19 protein-coding genes and 1 tRNA gene are annotated in these 19217 nt (G+C 60.4%); 10 read left to right on the top strand and 10 right to left on the bottom strand.

Annotation, left to right across the window (positions count from 1 at the left end; genetic code table 11):
- Positions 1–14 precede the first annotated feature (14 nt).
- Positions 15–902, bottom strand: a complete 888-nt coding sequence (argB, locus tag AF71_RS00480; protein ID WP_018857708.1) for an acetylglutamate kinase — start codon at positions 900–902, stop codon at positions 15–17.
- Positions 903–1036: 134 nt separating this feature from the next.
- Between argB and AF71_RS00475 the strand changes: the two genes are divergently transcribed.
- The 3 genes from AF71_RS00475 to AF71_RS00465 all read left to right on the top strand — a co-directional run bounded on the left by AF71_RS00475 (position 1037) and on the right by AF71_RS00465 (position 2977).
- Positions 1037–1576, top strand: a complete 540-nt coding sequence (locus AF71_RS00475) for a sigma-70 family RNA polymerase sigma factor (RefSeq protein ID WP_112823941.1) — start codon at positions 1037–1039, stop codon at positions 1574–1576.
- Entirely contained in the window at positions 1573–2292 is a 720-nt protein-coding gene (locus AF71_RS00470; protein ID WP_018857706.1) for an anti-sigma factor, read from the top strand. The genes AF71_RS00475 and AF71_RS00470 overlap by 4 nt, the downstream gene beginning before the upstream one ends.
- A gap of 127 nt (positions 2293–2419) precedes the next feature.
- Positions 2420–2977, top strand: a complete 558-nt coding sequence (locus AF71_RS00465) for a fasciclin domain-containing protein (RefSeq protein WP_112665797.1) — start codon at positions 2420–2422, stop codon at positions 2975–2977.
- 52 nt (positions 2978–3029) lie between these two features.
- Here AF71_RS00465 and yihA read toward each other — a convergent pair whose 3' ends face one another.
- The 4 genes from yihA to rpmH form a co-directional block, all read right to left on the bottom strand.
- Positions 3030–3689: a ribosome biogenesis GTP-binding protein YihA/YsxC gene (gene yihA / locus AF71_RS00460; protein ID WP_018857704.1), complete on the bottom strand. Its 660-nt coding sequence runs from the start codon at positions 3687–3689 to the stop codon at positions 3030–3032.
- 126 nt (positions 3690–3815) lie between these two features.
- Entirely contained in the window at positions 3816–5612 is a 1797-nt protein-coding gene (yidC, locus tag AF71_RS00455) for a membrane protein insertase YidC (RefSeq protein WP_112665965.1), read from the bottom strand.
- Entirely contained in the window at positions 5612–6013 is a 402-nt protein-coding gene (gene rnpA, locus AF71_RS00450) for a ribonuclease P protein component (protein ID WP_007802014.1), read from the bottom strand. Before rnpA ends, yidC begins: the two co-directional genes overlap by 1 nt.
- A gap of 21 nt (positions 6014–6034) precedes the next feature.
- On the bottom strand, positions 6035–6169 hold the full coding sequence (gene rpmH / locus AF71_RS00445) for a 50S ribosomal protein L34 (protein ID WP_016552555.1): 135 nt from the start codon (positions 6167–6169) through the stop codon (positions 6035–6037).
- Positions 6170–6616: 447 nt separating this feature from the next.
- Here rpmH and AF71_RS00440 point away from each other — a divergent pair, with 447 nt between their 5' ends.
- From AF71_RS00440 to AF71_RS00430, 3 genes are all read left to right on the top strand, one after another.
- Positions 6617–8617: a methyl-accepting chemotaxis protein gene (locus AF71_RS00440; RefSeq protein ID WP_210258100.1), complete on the top strand. Its 2001-nt coding sequence runs from the start codon at positions 6617–6619 to the stop codon at positions 8615–8617.
- 156 nt (positions 8618–8773) lie between these two features.
- The gene (locus AF71_RS00435; protein ID WP_169679188.1) at positions 8774–10297 is read left to right on the top strand and encodes a HAMP domain-containing sensor histidine kinase; all 1524 of its coding nucleotides are present in this window, start codon (positions 8774–8776) and stop codon (positions 10295–10297) included.
- A 122-nt stretch (positions 10298–10419) separates the two neighbouring features.
- Positions 10420–10496: transfer RNA gene (locus AF71_RS00430), tRNA-Arg, on the top strand.
- Positions 10497–10669: 173 nt separating this feature from the next.
- On the opposite strand, the gene AF71_RS00425 is transcribed toward AF71_RS00430, so the two are convergent.
- The 3 genes from AF71_RS00425 to AF71_RS00415 form a co-directional block, all read right to left on the bottom strand.
- Positions 10670–11863 (bottom strand): succinylglutamate desuccinylase/aspartoacylase family protein, encoded by a 1194-nt coding sequence (locus AF71_RS00425; protein WP_169679186.1) that lies wholly within the window; start codon positions 11861–11863, stop codon positions 10670–10672.
- Between the two features lie 520 nt (positions 11864–12383).
- On the bottom strand, positions 12384–12854 hold the full coding sequence (locus AF71_RS00420; RefSeq protein ID WP_026371835.1) for an aminoacyl-tRNA deacylase: 471 nt from the start codon (positions 12852–12854) through the stop codon (positions 12384–12386).
- Between the two features lie 174 nt (positions 12855–13028).
- Positions 13029–13601 carry a cysteine hydrolase family protein gene (locus AF71_RS00415; protein ID WP_018857698.1) on the bottom strand — a complete coding sequence of 191 codons (573 nt, stop codon included), beginning with the start codon at positions 13599–13601 and terminating at the stop codon, positions 13029–13031.
- A gap of 118 nt (positions 13602–13719) precedes the next feature.
- Between AF71_RS00415 and AF71_RS00410 the strand changes: the two genes are divergently transcribed.
- The 4 genes from AF71_RS00410 to AF71_RS00395 all read left to right on the top strand — a co-directional run bounded on the left by AF71_RS00410 (position 13720) and on the right by AF71_RS00395 (position 17495).
- The gene (locus AF71_RS00410) at positions 13720–14706 is read left to right on the top strand and encodes a GlxA family transcriptional regulator (protein ID WP_018857697.1); all 987 of its coding nucleotides are present in this window, start codon (positions 13720–13722) and stop codon (positions 14704–14706) included.
- Positions 14707–14807: 101 nt separating this feature from the next.
- Positions 14808–15131: a hypothetical protein gene (locus tag AF71_RS00405; RefSeq protein WP_026371834.1), complete on the top strand. Its 324-nt coding sequence runs from the start codon at positions 14808–14810 to the stop codon at positions 15129–15131.
- A 197-nt stretch (positions 15132–15328) separates the two neighbouring features.
- Positions 15329–15697 carry a hypothetical protein gene (locus tag AF71_RS00400; protein WP_018857695.1) on the top strand — a complete coding sequence of 123 codons (369 nt, stop codon included), beginning with the start codon at positions 15329–15331 and terminating at the stop codon, positions 15695–15697.
- Between the two features lie 760 nt (positions 15698–16457).
- Positions 16458–17495: a 4-hydroxyproline epimerase gene (locus AF71_RS00395; protein ID WP_169679183.1), complete on the top strand. Its 1038-nt coding sequence runs from the start codon at positions 16458–16460 to the stop codon at positions 17493–17495.
- A 3-nt stretch (positions 17496–17498) separates the two neighbouring features.
- On the opposite strand, the gene AF71_RS00390 is transcribed toward AF71_RS00395, so the two are convergent.
- Together AF71_RS00390 and AF71_RS00385 are read right to left on the bottom strand one after the other, a co-directional pair.
- Complete coding sequence (locus AF71_RS00390) at positions 17499–17981, bottom strand: RbsD/FucU domain-containing protein (protein ID WP_062372941.1); 483 nt, start codon at positions 17979–17981, stop codon at positions 17499–17501.
- Positions 17965–19212 carry an ROK family transcriptional regulator gene (locus AF71_RS00385; RefSeq protein WP_018857692.1) on the bottom strand — a complete coding sequence of 416 codons (1248 nt, stop codon included), beginning with the start codon at positions 19210–19212 and terminating at the stop codon, positions 17965–17967. Before AF71_RS00385 ends, AF71_RS00390 begins: the two co-directional genes overlap by 17 nt.
- Between the last annotated feature and the right edge of the window lie 5 nt (positions 19213–19217).

Here is a 19217-nt window from a genome sequence, read left to right as displayed (position 1 = left end):
CGCAGAGCCGCGGCTCAGGGAACGATCAGCGTTCCCGCGCCGTGCTCGGTGAAGATCTCGAGCAGCACGGAATGCGCGGTCTTGCCGTTCAGGATGACGACACCCTGGACGCCGGCCTTGATCGCATCGATGCAGGTCTCGACCTTCGGGATCATGCCGCCGGAGATCGTGCCGTCGGCGATCAGCGCGTGCGCCTGGGCAACGGACAGTTCCTTGATCAGATTGCCCTGCTTGTCGAGAACACCGGGGACGTCCGTCAGGAAGAGCAGACGGGTTGCACTCAGCGCCCCGGCGATCGCGCCGGCAAAAGTGTCGGCGTTGATGTTGTAGGTTGCGCCGTCGCGGCCGGGCGCGACCGGTGCGATGACCGGGATCATCTCGGAGCGGGCAAGCAGATCAAGCAGCGTGCGGTCGACTTCGACCACCTCGCCGACGAAGCCGAGGTCGAGCACGCGCTCGATGTTCGAGTCCGGATCCTTGACCTTCTTCTGCGCCTTTTCGGCAAAGACCATGTTGCCGTCCTTGCCGCAAAGGCCGATCGCCCATTCGCCCGTCTGGTTGATGAGCGCGACGATCTCCTTGTTGATCGAGCCGGCGAGAACCATTTCGACGATCTCGACCGTCTTGGCGTCGGTGACGCGCAGGCCGCCCTCGAACTTCGATTCGATGCCCATCTTCGTCAGCATCGCGCCGATCTGCGGGCCGCCGCCGTGGACGACAATCGGATTGACGCCCGACTGCTTCAGCAGCGCGATGTCGCTCGCGAAGGCCTTGCCCAGCTCGGGATTGCCCATGGCATGGCCGCCGTACTTCACGACGATCGTCTTGTTTTCGTAACGCTGCATGAAGGGCAGGGCCTGCGCTAGGAGGCGTGCCTGGGTTTCGCTTTCGGACTGGTTCATGGGATACCCCGTGGAATTGATCGCGGCCTTTTATCTCAAGTTTTTGACAGATGGAATAATCCAGAGGCCAATAGTTTGCCGTATGTGCTGGCAACCGCGCTCGAGAAGATCGGCGCTTTGGCTAGAGGCATGGGATGACCAGCGACGAAATCGCACATTTGATAAGCCTCGTTGCGATCGGGGACCGCAAGGCATTCGCTGTGCTCTATCGCGAGACGAGCCCGAAACTCCTTTCCATCTGCCTGCGTATCTTGAGAGACAGAACGGACGCCGAGGAGGCGACCCAGGAGGTCTACGTCAAGATCTGGCAACGCGCCGGCGTTTTTGCTGCCGGATCGGGGGCACCGTCTTCCTGGCTCGCTGCAATTGCGCGTAACCAGGCAATCGACATCATGCGCGCGCGCAAGCCAATCGCCGACGAACTGGACAGTGCATACGACCTCGCGGATGACGATCCTTCGCCCGAGATACAGACTGTGATCAAGGATGAGGGAAGGCGGATTGACACCTGCATGGAAGAGTTGGAAGCTGATCGGGCAACGGCGGTGAAGAAAGCTTACGTCGAAGGGCAGAGCTATCAGGAACTGGCCGATCAGTTTGGCGTCCCCTTGAACACGATGCGCACATGGCTGCGTCGCAGCCTCTTGAAACTGAGAGAGTGCATGGAACGATGACATCGCCGGATCAGAGCAAGGGAGGCCGCTCCCGCGACGAGGTACTCGCCGGTGAGTATGTTCTTGGTGTTCTTTCCTTCAAGGATCGGCGGGTTGTGGAAGAGCGGATGCGCCGCGACAGGCAGTTCGCAGCCATCGTCAGCCGCTGGGAGACCAACCTTTCCGCTTTCAACGACGATTACGACGTCGTCAGCCCCGGTCAGGAAACGTTCAAGCAGATCGAAGCACGTTTGTTCGGTGAGCCGGAAGCTGTCGCGGTGCCGTCGCGCGGTCTATGGAGCTCTATCGTTTTCTGGCGTTGTCTTGCGCTCGTCTCGCTGCTGATCACGGCGGGTGCACTGACAATCGCGACCGTCGCGGTCACGCCGCCTCAAACACCGGCACCGCTCGTCGCCGAGCTGACCGCTGCCAACAGCCAGGTCAACCTGCTCGCCTCCTATGAGCGGCAGAGCGGAAGGCTGAGGATCGTGCCCGTAGCTATTGGCAAGCCGCAGGAGAAGTCACTGGAGCTTTGGCTCGTTCCGGCAACCGGCACACCAAGGTCGCTTGGCGTGTTTCCTTCGGATCAGACCGGCGAGCTGGTCATACCGGTTGATATGCGCGGCAACATAGGCGAGGGCGCGTCCCTTGCCGTCAGCCTCGAGCCCTTTGGCGGCTCTCCGACAGGCCAGGCCACGGGCCCGATCGTGGCGAGCGGCACGACGCACCGCCGCTAACACTTTTTTTCGGCACACCTGCGTTCGCGCTGAAACTCTTCCTGCGAGCCTTCCGTAGCTCCTCATGTCCGCAAGGGAATGCCGGCATTCGGCCGGTCTCATAAGCGGATGCTAGAGGAGAACCGTCATGATGAAGTCCACCCTGCGCTTGAGTGCGCTTGCCGTTGCCGTTTCCACATTTGCTTTCGTCGCTGAGGCCAAGAATCCGATTGTTGGTGGTGCTGCGATGTATCCGACGAAAGACATCGTGCAGAATGCGATGAACTCGAAGGATCACACGACGCTGGTTGCTGCCGTCAAGGCTGCCGGTCTCGTGTCGACACTGGAAAGCAAGGGACCCTTCACCGTATTCGCTCCCACCAATCAGGCCTTTGCCGAATTGCCCGCCGGCACGGTCGACACGCTGCTGAAGCCTGAAAACAAGGCAACGCTGACCAAGGTTCTGACTTGCCATGTCGTCGCGGCCGATGCGATGGCCAGGACCGTTGCCAAGATGATCAAGGCCGACGGCGGCGAACACGACATCAAGACCGTCGGCGGCTGCGTGCTGAAGGCCAAGGAAAGCAGGGGCAAGATCACGATCACCGATGAAAACGGCGACGTCGCCCACGTCACGATAGCCGATGTGAAGCAATCCAACGGCGTCATTCACGTCGTTGACAAGGTTCTGCTGCCGAAGATGTAAATTAGTTCAGGCGGTCAATAGAAGGCGCCCCGTTCCACTGGGGCGTCTTCTTTCATTTCCAGTTGGCGATACCGACCGTTTGCGCGATTGCCTCGCGCAGGTCATCGAGACCCTCGCTCTTTTCCGAGGACGTGGCGATGATGGCCGGATAGGCGGCGGGCCGCTTCTTGATCTTTTCCGCGGTCTCCGCGAGCAACTTGGTCACAGCCGGTGGTTTGATCTTGTCGGTCTTGGTCAGAACGATCTGGTATGAGACGGCAGCCTTATCCAGTAGATCCAGCACCTCATCGTCGTTCTTCTTCACTCCGTGGCGGCTGTCGATCAACACGTAGACGCGCTTCAACGTCGCGCGGCCGCGCAGGTAATCGAAGACGAGCTTCGTCCAGGCGTCGACCTGGTCTTTCGGCGCCTGCGCGTAGCCGTAGCCCGGCATGTCGACTAGAGCCATCGGCGGAAGGTCGCCGCTTTCGCCCGAATAGCCTTCCGGCACGAAGTAGTTGAGCTCCTGCGTCCGGCCTGGCGTATTGGAGGTGCGCGCCAGCCCCTTGTGACTGACGAGCGCGTTGATCAAAGAAGACTTGCCAACGTTCGAACGGCCGGCAAAAGCCACTTCCAGCGGTCCTTCCGGCGGCAGGAATTTCAGGGAGGGAACACCGCGGATAAAGGTCCAGGGGCGCCCGAACAGCGGCTTGTCGTTCTTATTGTCGGTCATTCGGCCTTTTCCAGCAAAATCCAGTGTGCCTATGGCATTCAGGTTCCAGGCGATTTTGTCAACCGCACAGTCGTCGGACACCCCGGCGGGGTACAAATGAAAAGCCCCGCCGGAGCGGGGCTTTCGTCATTTCTCTGTCGGAGCCGGCTTTCGTTTGAAGAGCCCCTTCAGATTGTCGAAGAGCTCGATCTTCACGCCATGGCGGCGCATGATCACGCCCTGCTGGATGACCGAAAGCGTGTTGTTCCAGGCCCAGTAGATGACCAGGCCAGCCGGGAAGCTTGCCAGCATGAAGGTGAAGACCAGCGGCATCCAGTTGAAGATCATCGCCTGTGTCGGATCCGGCGGGGTCGGGTTCATGCGCATCTGCAGGAACATCGTCACACCCATGATCAGCGGCCAGACGCCGAGATGCAGGAAGGTCGGAGCGGCAAACGGCAACAGGCCGAAAAGGTTGATGAACGAGGTCGGATCGGGCGCCGAAAGGTCCTGGATCCAGCCGAAGAACGGCGCGTGGCGCATCTCGATGGTGATGTAGATCACCTTGTAGAGCGAGAAGAAGATCGGGATCTGCAGCGCGATTGGCCAGCAACCGGCGATCGGATTGATCTTCTCTTCCTTGTAGAGCGCCATCGTCGCCTGTTGCAGGCCCATGCGGTCGTCGCCGAACTTGGCCTTCAGCTCTTCCATCTTCGGCTGAACACGCTTCATGTTCGCCATCGAAGCGTACTGCTTGCTGGCGAGCGGGAAGAACAGCGCCTTGACGACGATGGTGGTCAGCAGGATCGCGACGCCGAAGTTGCCGAAGTAATGGAAGAAGAAGTCCATCAGCCTGAACATCGGCTTCGTCAGGAAGTAGAACCAGCCCCAGTCGATCAGGCGATCGAAGCGAGGGATCTGATACGTATCCTTGTAGTTGTCGATGACAGGAACGACCTTGGCGCCGGCAAAAATCAGGTTCTTGAGCTCAGTCGACTGGCCGGGCGCGACGGTGACCGCATTCTGCTTGTAGTCCGCCTGGAAACGCGGTTGTCCGTCCGTGAAATGGCTGAAGCGGGCGTCGAAGGGGGTCTGCTGCGGCGGGATGAGCGTCGCTGCCCAATATTTGTCGGTGATCCCGAGCCAGCCGCCGGTTGCGTTCGCCATATTGACGGCTTCTTTTTCAACGGCGGTATACTTGCTTTCGACAAGTCCATCTTCGCCGATAACACCGATGAAACCTTCATGCAGAACATAGGTGGAGGCGACAGCCGGCTTGTTGTAGCGCGTGATGCGCCCGTAGCCGGAAAGCGCGACCGGAGCCTGACCGGCATTGGTGATCTTGTCCGTGACCGTGAACATGTAGTTCTCGTCAACGGAAATGGTGCGCGCGAAGGTGACGCCCTTGTCATTGGTGTAAGTAAGCGTGACCGGGGTCTTTTCGGTCAGCTTTGCGTCAGCCGGCGCTGTCCACACCGTCGAGGGACCCGGCACGCTGCCGGTCGCGTCGCCACCGATATAGCCGAGTTCGGCAAAGTACCCGTCCTTCGTTTCGGAGGGGCTGAGCAGGGTGATGATCGGGCTGCTGTCGTCGACTGTCTCGTGGTAGCGCTTGAGCCGGAGGTCGTCCAGACGGGCGCCGACAAGGTTGATCGAACCGGAAAGTGCCTGCGTATCGATCGTGATGCGCGGGTTCTTCGCAAGAGCATCTGCAATCGACGCCACCGCCGGAACCTGGTCGGTGGGAGCCGCCCCGTTCGGCTGCGCCGTCGTTGCGCCGCCGGGCGCAGGCGTCTGCACTTGCTCGGTGTGTTGCTGTGCCTTCTGGGCAAGCTCCGCCTTGCGCTGAGCCTCGATGCGCGGATTCATATAGAGGAACTGCCAGCCGAGAACGATCAGCACTGAGAGAGCGATCGCAATGAAATAATTGCGGTTGTTTTGCATCATACGTTCCTGGGGCGGCCGTCTCCGGACCGCTTGTGTTTCGGCTTGGTCTCGACGCGAGTTTTGAGCTCTGCGGCTAATTCTTTGAAGGATGCTTTCAGCACGTCCCTTCGCGCGACAACCACATAGTCGTGTCCGGGCTGCATTGCAAACCCTGCATGAAGTCGCACCGCCTCTTTCAGGCGCCGCCGCATGCGGTTTCGTTCGACCGCGTTGCCGTGTTTCTTGGTGACGGTGAAGCCGACGCGGGCTTCGGTCTCCGGCTCCTTCCGGTCGAGCACCTCAAGCAGGAAGAAACCGCCTTTTCGTTTTTCGCCCTGGCGGACAGCAAGAAACTGCGGGCGGCTTTTCAGCCGCCCGGCAGTCATTTTCTTGTTATTGGTCGTCAATTCGCCCGCCATCTCTTATCGGGCAATTCGGCCTTAGGCCGAAAGACGCTTGCGACCGCGTGCGCGGCGAGCAACGATGACCTTACGGCCGCCCTTGGTGGCCATACGTGCACGGAAACCGTGGCGGCGCTTGCGGACAAGCTTGGATGGTTGGTAGGTACGCTTCATTTATTTAAACACCGCGGAGTGCGGCCCTTCTTGAATTTGCATATTGCAAGGAGCGTTGTTTTTCGAACGGGCGAGGCTAACGAAAGCCTTATATGACCGGACGTGCGGCGGCTTATACGGATGAAGGCCCCCAAAGTCAATTATCGCCGGGAATTTCCGAGTTTGCGCCCGGAGTACAAGATTTAGTGAAGCGCATTAATCATTGTGACAAGCAGTGAGCCATGCGCTGGCGTAATATTTTTCTCAAGTTTCAACTACAGCACGCATCCTGCCCAGCGTCTAACGCTTCTGCGCGCAAAAAGCGAAGCGGCGGCGATTAAGTACGGGTAATTTTTTGTAGTGCTGCAGCCAAACACCCGAAATCTAACGTTAATTTATTTGGGCCAATTTTAGCTATCGGCCGGAATGCTTTCCCGGCTTGTCATCAGTCTTTGGGGGGCTTTTCCTTTGAAAATTCGAGGTAAGATCAATCTGCTTGTTTCCGCCATGTGTGGCGTTGCATTGCTGATCGGGGCGACGGCGCTTTGGGCCGTGCATCAATACGATACTAATCTGTCGGCTTACGAAGACGCATCTGATCGCGCCTACGCCGGTGAGCGCCTTAACCGTTTTGTGACGGCGACGGTCATGGAAGCACGCGGAATTTACAGTGCGCCCACGACGAAGGAGGCTGCTACCTTCGCCAAGGGACTGCTTGCGAACCTCGACCAGATCGACAATGTGATCGCCTCCTGGACCCCGCTCGTTCCCGAAAGTCAGAAGGGTGCTTTTGCCAAGCTGGTTGAACGTGCCAAGGAATTCCGGACATTCCGCACCGAAACAGCGCGTCTCGGCACGGAAGTGAGCCCGCAGGCTGCCAGCGAGCAAGGCAACAACGATGCCAACCGCGCCAACCGCAAAGCCTTCCAGGCCGAAATCGACGCTGTCGTGGCCACCGACAAGGCGACGCTGGACGCTGTCAATGCTCTCGTCGAAAGCTCGCGCACCTCAATCTTGTGGCTCGTGATCGCGATCAGTGTTGTCGGCGTCACGGCTGGCATCGGCATGGGCTTCTACATCGGCACGATCCAGCTTAGCCGTCCGATCAACAAGGTTACCCAGGCGATCAAGGAAGTGGCTGACGGCAATTTTGATGCCGACGTGCCGTTTGCCGGCCGTCAGGATGAAATCGGTGAGATGGCTGCGGCCGTTGCCGTCTTCAAGGAAAACGGTCTCGCCGTCCGCCGCATGAACGCGCAGGAGGCCGCCATGCGTGCCAAGAGCGACGATCTGCAGTCCAGCATGTCCGTGGTCGTCGCTTCCGCAGCTGCCGGCGACTTCAGCCGCCGCATCGAAAAGGACTATGGTGACGAGAACCTCAACCAGTTCGCCACCAACATCAACCAGCTGCTCTCGAGTATCGATGCCGGTGTCGGCGAAACACGCCGCGTAATTGCAAGCCTGGCGGAAGGCGACCTGACGCAGACGATGCGCGGCAGCTTCCACGGCGCCTTCGCCGAACTGCAGCAGAACGTCAACAGCACCTTCGCCACCCTTCAGACGACCATACGCGAAGTCCGCGAAACGGCAGAAGGCTTCCACGGAAACACCAACGAGCTGCGCGCCGCAAGCGACGACCTCTCAAAGCGCACCGAGCAGCAGGCAGCGGCTCTCGAGGAAACCTCGGCAGCCCTCGATGAGATCACGGCCGTGGTCAACAATTCGACAGAGCGCGCGCAGGAGGCCAGCGTCATGGTGTCCGAGGCCAAGGACGATGCCGGCAAATCGGGCGTTGTCGTCCGCAATGCCGTCGACGCCATGGGCCGCATCGAGCAGGCCTCGCGCGAAATCAGCCAGATCATCAACGTCATCGACGAGATCGCCTTCCAGACGAACCTGCTCGCCCTCAATGCCGGTGTCGAAGCCGCGCGTGCCGGCGAGGCGGGCAAGGGCTTTGCCGTCGTCGCCCAGGAGGTCCGCGAACTGGCGCAGCGCTCGGCAACCGCCGCAAAGGACATCAAGGGCCTGATCACCAAGTCGGGGGACGAAGTCCAGGTCGGCGTGAAGCTCGTTCAGGCCACCGGCGAGGCGCTGTCCCAGATCGAAAGCCGCGTCAACGCGATCAACGACCATATTCACTCGATCGCGACTGCCGCGAAGGAGCAGTCGACCGGCCTCAAGGAGGTCAACACGGCCATCAACCAGATGGACCAGGTGACGCAACAGAACGCCGCCATGGTCGAGGAAACCTCCGCGGCAACGCACAAGCTCTCCGGCGAAGCCGACGGCCTCGTCCGCCTCATCTCGCGCTTCAAGGTTTCGAACGTGCCGGCCTCGGCTCCTGTCGCCGTTGCGCGCCAACAGGAGCATCGTCCGGTGGCCTCACCAGCGCGCCGCGCCATGGGGACCGTCGCACGCGCATTCGCCGGCAATGTCGCCGTCGCCGAGCAGAATTGGGAAGAGTTCTGATCAGCCCTCTTCCTCTTTCGACCGATCGGAAACGCCGCCTCGGGGCGGCGTTTCCTTTTGTCGCAAGCGGCGTTGCTCTCAAAGATTTGAAAGCGGACCGTCATCGGCTAATATAGAAGTCGCGAAGGGCGCCTGGCGCCGAGCGGACGAAAGACGATGCAAGCCAACGATCAAGGCGAGAATCTTCCCCAGAGCGGTGCTGCAGGGAACGAGACCAACAGGGCGGAGCACCGCCCGTCCGGAAAGTTCGGCGGGCTTTCCGGCAAGCTGCTGTGGCTGACGGTTGTCTGCATCATGCTGGCCGAGGTTCTGATCTTCTTCCCCTCGGTTGCCAGTATGCGTCTGCGCTGGCTGGATGAGCGGTTGAACGCCGCGGCCGCGGCCGCGATCGTTATCGATGGCCTGCAGCCGGTGGAGTTGCCGCGCGCCTTACAGAAGGAAACTTTGGAGGCGACCGGCACCAAGGCGATCGTCTTGCGGAAAGAGGGCACCTCGCGTCTGCTTGCGACGACGGATATGCCGACCTCCGTTGACGAACAGTATGATCTGACCGACGTGCCGCCGATGATCGCGATCCGCGATGCGCTCGATACGATGATTTTCGGCGGCAATCGCATGATCCGCGTCTATGGCCCGGTGCAGGACACCAATACCGGCGTGGAAGTGCTGATGAAGGACAAGCACCTCCGCAATGCGATGCTGGTCTATTCCCGCAACGTCTTTCTGTTGTCCATTCTGATTTCGATGTTCACCGCGACACTGGTTTTCTTCGCGATCAACCGGATCCTGATCCGGCCGATTCGCAAGCTGACGGGCAGCATGCAGCAATTCTCCTCCGATCCGGAAAATCCGCAGAACGTCTTTGTCGGCGATGGCGGGCGCGATGAGCTTGCGGTTGCCGGCCGACACCTGACCTCGATGCAGATGGAGCTGCAGAAGACGCTGAAGCAGCAGAAGAACCTTGCTGCCCTGGGGCTTGCCGTCTCCAAGATCAATCACGACATGCGCAACATCCTGGCCTCGGCGCAGCTGATGTCGGACCGCCTCGTGGACGTCGACGATCCTATGGTGAAGGCCTTCGCGCCAAAGCTGCTGCGCACGATCGACCGCGCTGTCGGCTATACGACCGAGGTCCTGTCCTATGGCCAGGCAAGCGAGGCCGCTCCGCGCAGGCGCCGCGTCCGGCTTTTCGACCTGACACAGGACGTCAAGGACATGCTCGCGGTCGATGCCCAGAGCGACATTGAATTCGTCGAACAGATGGCGGCCGACCTTGAGGTCGATGCAGACAGCGAGCAACTGTTCCGGGTTATCCACAATCTCTGCCGCAACGCCGTGCAGGCGTTGAGCGTGCCTGGCGCGGGGCGGGGACCGGATGGCATCAAGCGAATCACGGTTTCGGCCCAACGTGTCGGCAGCGTCGTCAGCATCATAGTCGACGACACTGGCCCCGGCATGCCGCAGAAAGCCAGACAGAATCTCTTCGCAGCCTTCCGCGGCTCAGCCCGCTCCGGCGGCACGGGCCTCGGCCTGGTAATCGCCCGCGAACTGGTGCTGGCCCACGGCGGCACGATCGCTCTTGTGGAAAAACCCTCGGTCGGAACGCAGTTCCGCATCGAAATTCCGGACCGCCCGGTATCCCTGGACGATTATCGCGGCCGAGCACTCCAAGAAAAGTGATGCATTTTTCGCATTTCAGCTCTGCACCACCAAAGTCGCGATTTTTTCAGAATGCCTATTGCAATCCCTCAAAGGACCCTTTAGAGAACCGCCCACGCAAGCGGTTTGACCGCTTCCGGCACGCACCCGTAGCTCAGCTGGATAGAGCACCAGACTACGAATCTGGGGGTCAGGAGTTCGAATCTCTTCGGGTGCGCCATCCCCATCATTAAGACGAAAATGCTGTGAAGCTGCGGCTTTGTTTCGACGAGAGCCTCTGCGTCTCGCCGTGTGGCAGCTAGCAAGGTGGACACGCCAAACCCTTGGCGTGCGCGCAAGAGCGTCGCAAATGCTTGTCCTGCGAAGACGAGCAAGGATCGCCTACACGGTGAACTATTCGGGATAGACCTCGGAGCCTTCAGGCGTTGGCTTGTTGAAAAGGATGAATACCAAGGGGTTGCCGGGCTCGGACATTGCATCGCTGCGTTGACCCGTTATCTCGCCAGCCACACCGCTTGTATACTCCGCAACCACCTCGCCGAAGCTGTTGCGCTGTATGGCCACCTTTTGCCCGGCTTCGACCTTGTCGTTCAGCTTGACCAGATGCTCGACGATCCCGCCCGCGGTGGCAAGAATCGGGAAGGCGCTGTTTCCGACAAAGACACTCACGTCCTTGCCTGTGCGTCCCATCGACCCGGCGACGATGCCGTAATGCTTGAGGACATTCATAGTGCCTTCCACGAACAGAGAGATCATGTCGAGGTCCAGCACCCGCGCAGCGCCGATCTCCGGCGTAAAGGCCGGAATTCCCACGTCGATGAACGCGTTATGCAGGACACCGGGATAGACATGGTTGTCGAAGATCTGGCCGACCGGATAGAGCTCCAGCATTGCCTTGACCTCGGGCAGATCCATGCCGCCAATATTAAACGCTGTCACTTCGAATCCGGTTGTTCCGGTGTGGAAGTCAATCGCGAAGTCGGCGTTCGGCCGCAGCAGCCGGTTGAACAGGAGCCCGGCGTGCCGGCTGGGCGCGGTGGCGCCGTTCTCATTCCCGGGCCACTCCCTGTTCATATCGATCAGATCAATGCCTCTGCCCTGATTGGGCCATCTGCGCTGCATGCTTTCGACGGCTGGGCGGGACACGTCCGTGACCGCCATCACCGTGCCCGACATTTCCGCCGGATCGAGCTGGTTCATCACCGTCTGGACTGTATGGATAGAACTCATTTCGTCGCCATGCACACCACTGACAAGGATGGCGCGCTTACCTGGCTTTGTTCCCTTGGCGACCACCACAGAGACATGCCAGTGCTGTCCGGTGGGCATTTCAACGCCCTGAAAATAGAGGGCATGCTTCTTGCCGGGCTCCAGGTCGTTGACGTCAAGCGCGCTGACGACTTTCTTCCCGTCGATGACGTCGCCGGTGTAGGCTGTTCCTGATGACGGATTGGTAGAGGGTGCCGCTGCTTGCTGGGCATTTGCAGCGCCAGCGTTGACGGCAAGGGCGGCGGATGCGCCGACCGTCGCGATGGATGCTACCAGGAAATGGCGGCGATCGAGGCCTTCTTTAGATTCGTCCGGCATGATGGAAGCCCTTTGTGGTTTGAAAAGTTACATTAGAACAACGGCATACACATCGACTGCAAAGGTCGCGCACGATTTCAAACTAGGGTGCGCTGCTGAACTCGCAAGGTTTGCGGGGCTCGCGATCTTGCGGCTTCACTCGGCAAGATCCGAAAGTAAGATGAAGCGGGCATGCCTGGACATCGACAGCGATAACAATCACGTGCCAGTTCTCAGTTTCATCTCGCCCGATGCTGCGTTCATGTCCCTCGAGTGCTACAGGCAACGTACTCACAAGATGTCGGATCCGATCCCGGCCAGTAGTCCTGGTGTGGCTCGCAATTTTGTCATGGGGAGGGTGTCGAGACGCTGCAGATCAAAGGGAATCGGATCGAAGAGCGCCACATTCCAAAATCGGTCACGCCCACAGTGCTCGCTGATCGGGCAAGCCTGCCTACGGCGAAATGTTGCCTTCTTGGCATGCGTCAAGCGCATTGCCTTGCCAGAGCAATCGAATCGCGAACGGTTCTTTAACCCGACCTTACGGCCGGTGACTGAAGCGGGCGATTTGCGCGTCCCTCATCAGGTTCCGGAAGCTGGGGCCGCTCATATGCACCAGCGTCGTGTGGTCGCCGCCCTCGAAATAGACGTCACTGGCATCGCCGAGGCTTTCGTCGAGGATCACAGGTACGTTGTAGGCCGATCCGATCGGTGGGACAGCGCCAATGTCGCAGTCGGCGAAGAGCGAGCAAACCTCATCTTCCGAGGCGAGGCCGAGGCGCCTGTCCATGACATCTTGCAACGTGCTGAGCTCGATCCGGTGCGTGCTGGGAACGACGGCCAGGACGTAGCCCATCTCGTGATGCACGACGACGGATTTCGCCAGCCGGCTGCCCGGAACATGCGCGGCTTGCGCCGATTGGCTGGTTGTCGCTGTGCGATGATGCGGGACGGTATCATAGGCGATACCCTCACCGTCGATATAATCCTGAAGTTTCCTTGCGATCGTCATCGTGGGCACCCCTTATATTGCGTGGGGAGGCATAACAGGCATTCTCCTCTCATCATCTGTGAAGTCAACGGCGAACGGGACCAGTCGGTCCGTTGGTCGCCGCCACGGGACGATGGCGGTCATCTGGGCTCTTCAGTGGTCAGCCCGCGTCGCAGGCGCGCCCGATGCGCCTGCCTAAGCAGAGGCTCTCAATTCGCCGCGCATGGCGAGTGCCTCGTTGGTCGAGAGCACGGAGGCGTAGGCGAAGGCGAGTGCCGCCATGAAGGCCGCATGCGCTTGCGCGGCAGGGACGAGCGTGCCGTTGAATTCGAGGTCGCGCGTTGCGCAAGCGTCATGGATGACCATCACCCGATAGCCGAAATCGTTGGCGGCCCGCGTCACGGCGTCGATGCACATGTGGCTCATGCTGCCGACGACCGTGACGTCCTCGATACCATGGCGGTCGAGTGTCGCTTTCAGATCCGTTTCACGGAACGAGTTGATATGGTTCTTGACGATGACGGACTCGCCGGGTCGGTTCAGCACCTTCGGATGAATCTGGGCGCCCTCTGAGCCGGCCATGAAAAAGGCGGCATTCTCGCTCGCCGACTCATGTCTGACGTGAACGACAAGATCGCCTGCATCTCGAGCAGCCGCGATGATCCGCGCCGCATTGTCGGCAGCCGCCTCGGCACCGCTCAACGGCCATTTGCCGTCCGGAAAATAGTCGTTCTGAATGTCGACGACGATGAGGGCTCGCTTGCTCATGTGCTTGTGTCCTTTCGGTTCTTCCGGGGGCGATCCCCGGCCGTTGATGGACAAACTATGTCTGAATCGGCATGGTGTGGATTGGCGAAATTGACATTATCGAGGCGAAAACTGACAAATGAGCCAAACCGACGCGCCGGCCGAGATCGGCATCCTGCTTTATCCGAACGTCCAACTCGCAGCCGTCCACGGTCTGACCGATCTCTTCCACCTGGCCAATCGGTTCGCAACTGCCCGGCAGCCGTCAGGAGGCCCCGCCCTGCGCGTCAGCCATTGGCAAGGGGCAGAAACCTCGGCAGCGGTCGAGCGCGTCTTCGATACGGCACCCGGCACTCCCGGATCGCCGGCCGTGCTCATCCTGCCGCCGAGCTTCGGCGACCCGATGACGTCAGAGCAAGCCGCTCCGCTGGCGCAATGGCTTCGTGCGCGGCATGCCGAGGGAACGACGCTGAGTTCCGTCTGCGTCGGCGCCTTCCTTCTTGCTGAAACGGGCCTTCTGGCGAACCGTTTGGCGACGACCCACTGGGTCTGCGCGGACGCGCTGGCTCAGCGCTTTCCCGAGGTGAGGGTCGACGCCGACAAGCTTATCATCGACGATGGCGACGTGATTACCGCGGGCGGCCTGATGGCCTGGACCGATCTCGGCCTCAAACTCGTCGACAGATTGTTGGGATCGACGATCATGCTCGAGACCGCGCGCTATCTTCTCGTCGATCCGCCGGGCAGGGAGCAGCGCTACTACAGCAATTTCTCGCCGCGTCTCAATCATGGCGACGAGCAGATCCTCAAGGTGCAGCACTGGCTGCACGCGAGTGGTGCGCGCCAAGTGACGCTTGCGGCGATGTCGGAGCGTGCCCGCCTGGAGGAGCGCACGTTCCTGCGTCGTTTCCGCAGGGCGACCGGCCTTCGCCCGACTGAGTATTGCCAGCATCTGCGGATCGGCAAGGCGCGCGAAATGCTGGAGTTTTCCAACCGCACGGTCGAGCAGATTGCGGGTGCGGCCGGCTACGAGGATCCGGGCGCGTTCCGAAAGGTGTTCCACAAGATCACGGGGCTATCGCCCGGAGACTACCGCAACCGCTTCGGATTGACCGGGCGGGCATGAAGGCTGCTGCAGAGCTGACGCGCTAGCTTGGCGCAATATTGCGACGCCATGGTGAACTTGGCGCTGCGTGCAGCGGTTCGTGGCGCATGGCCGGAGGGAATATGTTGAGGGGTATGGGGCGAGCGTTTGCGTTGTGCGTGGTGGTTGCGGCGCTTGCCGGTTGCGTCGACGCCAATGCGCCGACCCTCGTGCCCGTGGCCACGCCTTTCGATCCACCGCTCAATCCGCCGGGCATCGCGCATCACATCTGCGCCGCCGATGGCAATTTCATGTATCGCGAGGCGAAGAAGCAATACGAACTGCGCGTCGGAATGGCCGGCGCTCCGATCGATCCGGCCCAAGAGGAAGCGAATGCGACCGCTGCCGCGCACCGGCAGTATGTCGCGTGCCTGTCGAGCCAGGGATACCGAATCGCAAATAGATGAGTTTGCGGGCCTGCTGAGTTCCGAGGCCGGATCGCTTGATCCGCCATGCCACGATCGAGTGCGCGCTGTAAAGAATCAGGACCCACACATCACGCGCAGTCGCTGCCGATCACGAATGCAGGAACCCGCGTGTGATGGCGGAACTTTGCTACGGTAGAACGCATTTTTCTAAGGTAAATCCAGAAGGAGGATTTATCATGAAAATGTTCAGCTTCGCTTCCACTCTCTCGGCCGGAACTCTTCTCGCGCTGGCATCAATCACTCCCGTCGAGGCGGCACCTGTGCAGCAGGTTCCTCTCCCAAGTGCCTCGAACGTTGAGATGGTGCAGTACAATCAGCGGGCAGGTCACTTGAACGGCTATCGTGGCTCGCGCACCGAGCGCCCCGGCACCCGCCGCGGTCCGGATGGCTACTGGTATCCGCTGGCAGCCTTCGGTGTCGAGGGCGGTACGACCGGCTCGATCGGCACTCAACCGGCACGGCCGATGCAGCGGCAAACCTACTGTCAGAACACATTTGGCGGCACCAATGGCGATGGCAGCATGCCATGCGATAACGGCTATTGATGGGGTTGGGCCGAGGGAAAGGCGAGGCGAATTCTCGCCTTTCCGTCATCTTCTTCCTTCAACCTTTGGTGATGTTTTTCTGTGCTGGCGGGGTCTCCGGGCCAACCAGGAGATCTGCGGTGCCCCGAGATCGTTTCGGGACGGCGTTACCCGATTGCCGTCTCTCGCCGCCGCAGGCACAATCTCACGGCCGACGTTGTTTAAGAAAAATTGATCAGTCGATCAAATATGCCGCAAAAAGAGGCTGCAAGATTCGTGGAGCTATGCGGGCATTGCAATGCTGCATTGCGGTAATCTCCCTATTCCTGATCGAAACAATGGGCTATCTATTACCTCGAAGGCAGCGCACTCCTCCTCCCAGCGCTCCTTCATCGGACTGACAACACTCCTCCTCCCAGTTGTCAGTCAGGATCAAGAGCCCGGTGCACCTCCTCCCGCACCGGGCTCTTTTCTTTTTCGGTCCTTCCTGCAAATCATCAGCGCTGTGCCGGCCCAGTTTTTCGGAGCGGCGGTACGCTGGCTTAATGCCGTCAGCCGCAGTGTCGCCTGGAAGTTTTTCACCGGTGAAGATTCCCCGTAGGCAATCGACTGCGATCTGATATATCAGAACTGGCTGCAACGACACTCACACGCCTGCGGATAGGCGAGATCTGAACCAAGCTCATCGGCGAAATGCTGGATTGCTGCCGGAGGGTGTCGACAATATTGCCGGACAATATTCGCGTGATGGCGAGATCACGCGCTTGAGAGGAGTTGACGAATGAGATGGAAGCGCACGATCCAGCTTCTGGATGTCCACGCGGAAGGTGAAATCGGCAAGGTCGCGATCGGCGGTGTGCCGAAGATCCCCGGCAATACGGTCGCCGAACAGCTGAACTGGCTGAACACCGATCCGAAGGGCCAGGAACTGCGCCGCTTTCTCTGCCTCGAGCCGCGCGGCGCGCCGATCGGCTCCGTCAATCTGCTGTTGCCGCCGAAGCATCCGGCTGCCGATGCGGCCTTCATCATCCTGCAGCCTGACCAGGCGCATGCAAGCTCGGGCTCGAACTCGATCTGCGTCACCACCGCATTGCTGGAATCCGGCATCGTCGAGATGAAGGAGCCGGAAACCATCGTCACGCTGGAGACGGCCGCGGGCCTCGTCAAGGCGACGGCGACCTGCCGCGACGGGCGCTGCGAGAAGGTCAAGCTCACCATGGTTCCGTCCTTCGTGCATGAGCTCGACGTGGACGTCGACACCCCGCACTGGGGCAAGATCAAGGTCGATATCTGCTACGGCGGCATCTTCTACGCGCTGGTCGATGTCGGACAGATCAACCTGACGATCGAGAAGGGCAATGCCGCGGCGCTCGTGCAGGCCGGCATGGTGCTGAAGGAGCTGATCAACCGCAGCATCGAGGTTGTCCATCCGGAAATTCCAGCGATCTCGGGCGTTGCCTACGTCATGTTCCGCGACCTCGAGCCGGACGGCACCGTTCGTACCTGCACGACCATGTGGCCGGGGCGCGCCGACCGCTCGCCCTGCGGCACGGGCAATTCCGCCAACCTCGCAGCACGCCATGCGCGTGGCGAGGCAAAGGTCGGCGACATCTTCAAGTCGCGCTCGATCATTGGTTCGGAGTTCGAGGTCGGTCTGCTGGCGGAAACCGAAGTCGCCGGCCGTGCCGCGATCATTCCGACGATCGCCGGGCGTGGCTTTACCTTTGGTCTTTCGCAGGTCGCGCTCGATCCCTTCGATCCGCATCCGGGTGGCTTTGCCCTAACTGATGTCTGGGGGCCATTGGCAGGGGAAATCTGACGCTCAATAGGTAAAGGGGTCGACCTCTGCCTTTTCAACGGCGTGGTCGCCCGCCTGCTCTGGGTAGATGACGCCCTTCCGCAGGATGACGTTGGCGTAAAGTCGCGGTTCGCTTGTTTGGATGACGGCGTGAGCGGCCCGAACGCGATTGTAGAAGTCAGCCCCGACAAGCGGCACGACCTGCCGGTGTGGCTCGTGGCGGGCGCAGCAATCGATTATCTCTTCATGAACAGGGTCGAGCTTGTCGCGCTCGGCCTTCACGGTCGACCGGAAAATCGCATCCGGAACGAAGTCGTCGATCGGCAGGACGCTGAGAACGGCATCGAGCACGGGTACGATACCGTGGCCATCGAGGCGGATCAGCCGCCTTGCATGTTCGACACCGGGATAGTTGCCGTCAACGATGGCGATTTCGTCGCCATGCCCCATGGCGCGTAAGGTCGAAAGCAAGTCCGGGCTCAGAAGCGGGTTAAGTCCCTTCAGCATATTCGACCTCTTTGAATAGAACGTTCTGGTCCGTAAGGTAGCGCGCGAAGATCGGCAGGCTGGCGCCGCCGATGGCGCGCGCATGAGCGCCGACCGCGCCTTCGATAATGTCCGGCATGACAACGCCCTGCAGATCGAGCATCGCTGCTTCATGGATCGTCGCTTGCACAATCCGTTCCCGTACCCATCCGGGAAAGCCACCGTCGATGACGGCCGCACTGAAGTCGATGATCGAGGCCGCGGCGACGATTGCCTGTGCGAGCGCTTTGGCGGTGTCCTGGATCCACGTCTCAAGAGGCTCACCGAAGTCGATCCAGTCGTCGGCCGAATACCAGAGCGGCTGCGGGTCAATGCCGCGCTCGCGCAGCATGTTCTCCAGCACGAAGATCGAGGCAACTTCGAGCAACTGCAGTGTTTCGCCGTTCTTGCCGCGAACGGGAAGGGGGCCGATGGCTCCGGCTGTGCCCGTGCGACCGGAAAAGATTGCCGAATTGAGAACTATACCGCCGCCGATGAAGGAGCCGATGAAGAAATAAACGAAATCGGGATAGGACGGCCCGATACCGAACACGAGTTCGGCGCCGCAGGCACTTGTCGCATCGTTCTGCAGGTAAACGGGGTAGGGCACGCGGGCGGCGATTTCTGCGTGGAGGTCGAAGTCGCGCCACACGTCCATCGCGCCTTTGGGCGATCCCACTTCTTCTTCCCAGTTCCAAAGCTCGAAGGGTGCTGCGATGCCGATGCCGGCAATGCGGCTGCGCTGCTGCTCGTCGAGCCGGCTTTCAAGCTCGCGGATGCCTGACGTAATGAAGTCCAGGAAAACCTCGGGCAGCGGATAGGCATAGGTTTGGTGAAGTTGCAGGCGGATATTGCCCACGAAATCCATCAGCACCAGGTCGGCGCTGCGTCGGCCCATCTTCACGCCGAACGAGTAAACGGCGTCGGCATTGAGGCGCATCGGGATCGAGGGTTGACCGACGCGCCCGCGCACCGGCTCGCCGCGAGAGAGCAGCCCTTCCTTCTCCAGTGCCCGCATGATGACCGACACCGTCTGTGCCGAAAGGCCGGTGCGGCGTGCGATATCCGCCTTCGACTGGGAGCCGTAAAGGCGCACCAGCGACAGCACAAGCCGCTCGTTATAGGCGCGGACCCTGATCTGGTTCGCGCCGCCCGCGGGACTCGATATAGGCGGTTGGGCCGGTGTGTGAACCGGACCGTCTAAAGACGACATTGGCC

The organism is Rhizobium sp. 57MFTsu3.2, from assembly GCF_012932765.1.
Lineage (GTDB): Bacteria > Pseudomonadota > Alphaproteobacteria > Rhizobiales > Rhizobiaceae > Rhizobium > Rhizobium altiplani.
This window is presented reverse-complemented; position numbering and strand designations above follow the sequence as displayed.

Bases quoted from the DNA above. Each gene is read 5' to 3' on its own strand.
- rnpA (WP_007802014.1), bottom strand. From the start codon at position 6,013: ATGGCGGGCGAATTGACGACCAATAACAAGAAAATGACTGCCGGGCGG.
- yidC (WP_112665965.1), bottom strand. From the start codon at position 5,612: ATGCAAAACAACCGCAATTATTTCATTGCGATCGCTCTCTCAGTGCTG.
- AF71_RS00405 (WP_026371834.1), top strand. From the start codon at position 14,808: ATGTTGAGGGGTATGGGGCGAGCGTTTGCGTTGTGCGTGGTGGTTGCG.
- AF71_RS00470 (WP_018857706.1), top strand. From the start codon at position 1,573: ATGACATCGCCGGATCAGAGCAAGGGAGGCCGCTCCCGCGACGAGGTA.
- yihA (WP_018857704.1), bottom strand. From the start codon at position 3,689: ATGACCGACAATAAGAACGACAAGCCGCTGTTCGGGCGCCCCTGGACC.
- AF71_RS00475 (WP_112823941.1), top strand. From the start codon at position 1,037: ATGACCAGCGACGAAATCGCACATTTGATAAGCCTCGTTGCGATCGGG.
- AF71_RS00465 (WP_112665797.1), top strand. From the start codon at position 2,420: ATGATGAAGTCCACCCTGCGCTTGAGTGCGCTTGCCGTTGCCGTTTCC.
- AF71_RS00400 (WP_018857695.1), top strand. From the start codon at position 15,329: ATGAAAATGTTCAGCTTCGCTTCCACTCTCTCGGCCGGAACTCTTCTC.
- AF71_RS00425 (WP_169679186.1), bottom strand. From the start codon at position 11,863: ATGCCGGACGAATCTAAAGAAGGCCTCGATCGCCGCCATTTCCTGGTA.
- AF71_RS00410 (WP_018857697.1), top strand. From the start codon at position 13,720: ATGAGCCAAACCGACGCGCCGGCCGAGATCGGCATCCTGCTTTATCCG.
- argB (WP_018857708.1), bottom strand. From the start codon at position 902: ATGAACCAGTCCGAAAGCGAAACCCAGGCACGCCTCCTAGCGCAGGCC.
- rpmH (WP_016552555.1), bottom strand. From the start codon at position 6,169: ATGAAGCGTACCTACCAACCATCCAAGCTTGTCCGCAAGCGCCGCCAC.
- AF71_RS00435 (WP_169679188.1), top strand. From the start codon at position 8,774: ATGCAAGCCAACGATCAAGGCGAGAATCTTCCCCAGAGCGGTGCTGCA.
- AF71_RS00395 (WP_169679183.1), top strand. From the start codon at position 16,458: ATGAGATGGAAGCGCACGATCCAGCTTCTGGATGTCCACGCGGAAGGT.
- AF71_RS00420 (WP_026371835.1), bottom strand. From the start codon at position 12,854: ATGACGATCGCAAGGAAACTTCAGGATTATATCGACGGTGAGGGTATC.
- AF71_RS00415 (WP_018857698.1), bottom strand. From the start codon at position 13,601: ATGAGCAAGCGAGCCCTCATCGTCGTCGACATTCAGAACGACTATTTT.
- AF71_RS00390 (WP_062372941.1), bottom strand. From the start codon at position 17,981: ATGCTGAAGGGACTTAACCCGCTTCTGAGCCCGGACTTGCTTTCGACC.
- AF71_RS00385 (WP_018857692.1), bottom strand. From the start codon at position 19,212: ATGTCGTCTTTAGACGGTCCGGTTCACACACCGGCCCAACCGCCTATA.